The organism is Trebonia sp., from assembly GCF_049794275.1.
GTDB lineage: Bacteria > Actinomycetota > Actinomycetes > Streptosporangiales > Streptosporangiaceae > Trebonia.
Genome location: NZ_JBARCR010000268.1, coordinates 1 through 3,077, shown reverse-complemented (window position 1 = coordinate 3,077; position 3,077 = coordinate 1). Strand labels below are relative to the sequence as shown.

The following is a 3,077-nucleotide window of genomic DNA, read 5'->3' as shown; positions in this document are numbered from 1 at the left end:
GCGGACGCCTGCTCCGGCAGCCGGCCAACTGGGGGCGGCTGCGCAGCGCGCTCTGGCAGCGCGCGGTCAGCGAGCAGCAGCGGCTCGCCGGGACGTCCAAGGGCGCGGCGGACGACGTCGTGACGTCGGTCATGAACCACCTCGGGCACCTGGCCGAACAGGCCACCTGGTTCTCCGCCGATGCCCGGCTGCGCGCGGCCGCGATAGACGAGACCCTGCGGCACGCCGTGCTTGGCGAGGCCGTGCCGAGCCTTCCGGCGCAGCAGGCCTGGGAACGCTACTGGTCCGACCACATGGGCCGCGCGCTGCGCATGGACCGGGGCAGCAGCGCGTTCGCGGAGATGGAGTCCCGGCGGGCGCTCACCGACGGCTGGCTGGCGGCCTGGACCGCCTGGACCAGGCGCGCTTGAGCGGCCGGCAGCGGGCGCTTATTCGCCTGCCTGGCCCGCCTCGCCGTGATCCTTTTCCGGCTCTGCCCGGTTCCTGGCGTCGCCGACCGTGGCGAGCAGGGCAAGGAACGGACCGACCCGGTGTCCTTCCTGTGCAGGGTGCCGGAAGAACATCTCCGGATCCACGGTGTACGCGGTGCGCCGCCCGGTCCTGGTGCGGGTGAGGTAGCCCGCGGCCTCCAGGTCAGCCACGATGGCCTGGACCGCGCGTTCGGTGAGCCCGGCGACGGTGGCGATGTCCCGGATCCGGGCATCGGGATTGCGGGCGATCTCCACGAGCACGTGCCCGTGCCCGGTCAGCAGGGTCCAGGCACCCGCGCGCTCGTCAGGCTCGCTCACTCTCCTGACTATATCTCTCGCGGGACTATTATCGCGAGATTAAATACGTGAAGTTTTGTTCCCATATCTATTGACGGAATCCGGCTGGGCGCCGATCCTGGTAGTGCGCGACCGGGGAGGTGGCTCCGATGCTTGAAGTTGACGTGGTCAGGGGCGTGCGTGTCGTGACGGCGCCCGAGGAGGTCGACATCACTAACGCTCCAGGGCTGCGGACGGCTCTGCTGCAGGCGGCCGCGGACGGGTCCCCGGCGCTCGTGGTCGACATGACCAGGACCAGGTTCTGTGACTCCGCCGGGCTTCGTGTCCTGGTGGATGCCCACAAGCAGGCCCTTGCTGAGGGTCGTGCGGTGCTGCTGGCGGTGCCGGCCGCCGCGGTGCTGCGCGTTCTCGAGATCACCGGCATCGACCAGGCGATACCCCACTTCGCCAGCCTGGACGAGGCCGTGACGCACGCCGCCGAATCCGCCGGTTAGGGCGTCAGCACGATCTTGCCGGTGTTCTGCCGGGACAGGATCCGGCGGTGGGCGTCGGCCGCCTTGACGAACGGGTACGTGGCGTCGATCCGCGGCGTGATGCGGCCCGCTTCCCAGAGCGCCAGCACCTCCCCCAGTTCCTGGCGCAGCATCGGGATCTGGTCCCAGAGTCGCCCGATGTGGACACCGCAGACGCTCTTGTTGCGGTTCATCAGCTGTACAGGGGTGAGCCGCGGCATGCTCGCGATCTGGGACAGCACGTGCACCGGACGGCGGCGCTGGCCGCTGGCCAGGTTGGCGAACCCGTAGGCGACCAGCCGGCCGACTGGTCGCAGCAGCTTCAGCCCCTTGCGCCAGTCCGCGCCGCCGAGCGAGTCGAGCACCACGTCCACGCCTTCGCCGTTGGTCAGCCTGCGGACCTCGGCCACGTAGTCGGCCGTGCGGTAGTCGATGGGGTGGGTGCAGCCCTGGGCGCGCAGCGCCTCGTGCTTCGCGGCCGAGGCGGTGCCGAACGTCACCACCCCGTCGATGGTCCGGCACAGCTGCAGCACCGCCGTCCCGACTCCGCCCGCGGCCATGTGCACGAGCACCCGCTCACCGGGGCGGACGCAGGCGACGCGGAACAGCATGTGATAGGCGGTCAGGTAATTCACCGGCAGCGCGGCCGCCTCCTCGAAGTCCTTGCCGTCCGGGATGGGCAGCGCCTGCCCCGCGGGGACACACACCACGTCCGAATGGCCGCCGTACCTGGTCAGCGCGATCACCCGCGAATCCACGAGGTCGTCAGCGACGCCGTCACCGACCGCGTCGATGACGCCAGCCACCTCATAGCCCATCACGCACGGTGGCTTCGGCCGGTCGGGGTACAGCCCCTGGGCGGCCATTACCTCGGCGAAGCACAGCCCGGCCGCGCGGACGCGGACGCGCACCTGTCCCGGCCCTGGCACGGGATCCGGCGATTCCCGCACCTCCAGTCCGGCGGGTCCTGCTGAGCTCGTGATCCATATCGCCCGCATGGTCGGCCCCTCTCCGATCGTTAGCCGATGAGAGCCTGGGTGCCTAGCACGGTGAGCAGGGCGAGGCGTTCGGCGTCCTCGGTACCGGGCTCGGCGGTGTAGATCATTATGCGCAGATCACTGCCCCGGACGGTGAGCACGTCGCAGTCCAGCGTCAGGGTGCCGGCCTGCGGATGGTCGATGGTCTTGCGCTCGGTGGCCTGGTGGCGGCCGACCGCGCCGGAATCCCACAGCTCGGCGAACCGGGGGCTGCTGGCGTGCAGGTCGGCGACCAGCTGCCTCAGGCGCCGGTCGGCCGGGTAGCGGGCCGTGGCCGTACGCAGGTCCGACACGAGCGCGGCCTCGAACGCGCGGCGTGCCTCCGGTGCCTGCCTGACCCGGCTGGCCCGCGGCTCGACCAGGTTGCGCCAGACGCCGTTGCGCTGGTTACCGCGCCACTCGGACGGGTCGCCCATCAGCGCCGCGTACGGCTGGTTGTACGTGAGCAGCGTCCAGGTCGCGTCGGAGACCGCGACCGGGGTCCCTGACAGCCTGTCGAGCAGCCGGTGCACGCTCGGGGTGATGTACCTGGGCACCGTGTCCGGGCCAGGCAGGACCAGGCCGGCCAGCCGGAACAGGTGCGCCCGCTCGGTCTCCGACAGCCGCAGTGCGCGCGCCAGCGCCTCGACGACCTGCGCGGACGGGCTGGACGCCCGGCCCTGCTCGAGCCGGGTGACATAGTCGACGGAGATGCCAGCCAGCATGGCGAGTTCCTCACGGCGCAGCCCGGCCGCCCGGCGGCGCCCGCCGGCGGGCAGCCC

Annotated in this window: 5 protein-coding genes; 2 read left to right on the top strand and 3 right to left on the bottom strand. The window is 71.3% G+C overall.

Translation table 11 applies throughout. From position 1 onward, the window contains the following. A partial coding sequence (locus WA805_RS07670) for a hypothetical protein (RefSeq protein ID WP_425241984.1) occupies positions 1-410 on the top strand: 410 nt, incomplete at its 5' end. An 18-nt stretch (positions 411-428) separates the two neighbouring features. On the opposite strand, the gene WA805_RS07665 is transcribed toward WA805_RS07670, so the two are convergent. Beyond that, complete coding sequence (locus WA805_RS07665; protein ID WP_425241983.1) at positions 429-788, bottom strand: MarR family transcriptional regulator; 360 nt, start codon at positions 786-788, stop codon at positions 429-431. A 128-nt stretch (positions 789-916) separates the two neighbouring features. Between WA805_RS07665 and WA805_RS07660 the strand changes: the two genes are divergently transcribed. Next, complete coding sequence (locus WA805_RS07660; RefSeq protein WP_422271211.1) at positions 917-1,261, top strand: STAS domain-containing protein; 345 nt, start codon at positions 917-919, stop codon at positions 1,259-1,261. On the opposite strand, the gene WA805_RS07655 is transcribed toward WA805_RS07660, so the two are convergent. Continuing rightward, positions 1,258-2,277 carry a synaptic vesicle VAT-1 family membrane protein gene (locus WA805_RS07655; protein WP_422271208.1) on the bottom strand — a complete coding sequence of 340 codons (1,020 nt, stop codon included), beginning with the start codon at positions 2,275-2,277 and terminating at the stop codon, positions 1,258-1,260. The genes WA805_RS07660 and WA805_RS07655 overlap by 4 nt on opposite strands. 20 nt (positions 2,278-2,297) lie before the next feature. Further along, positions 2,298-3,077 (bottom strand): helix-turn-helix transcriptional regulator (locus WA805_RS07650; RefSeq protein WP_425241982.1); only part of this gene is annotated, 780 nt, incomplete at its 5' end.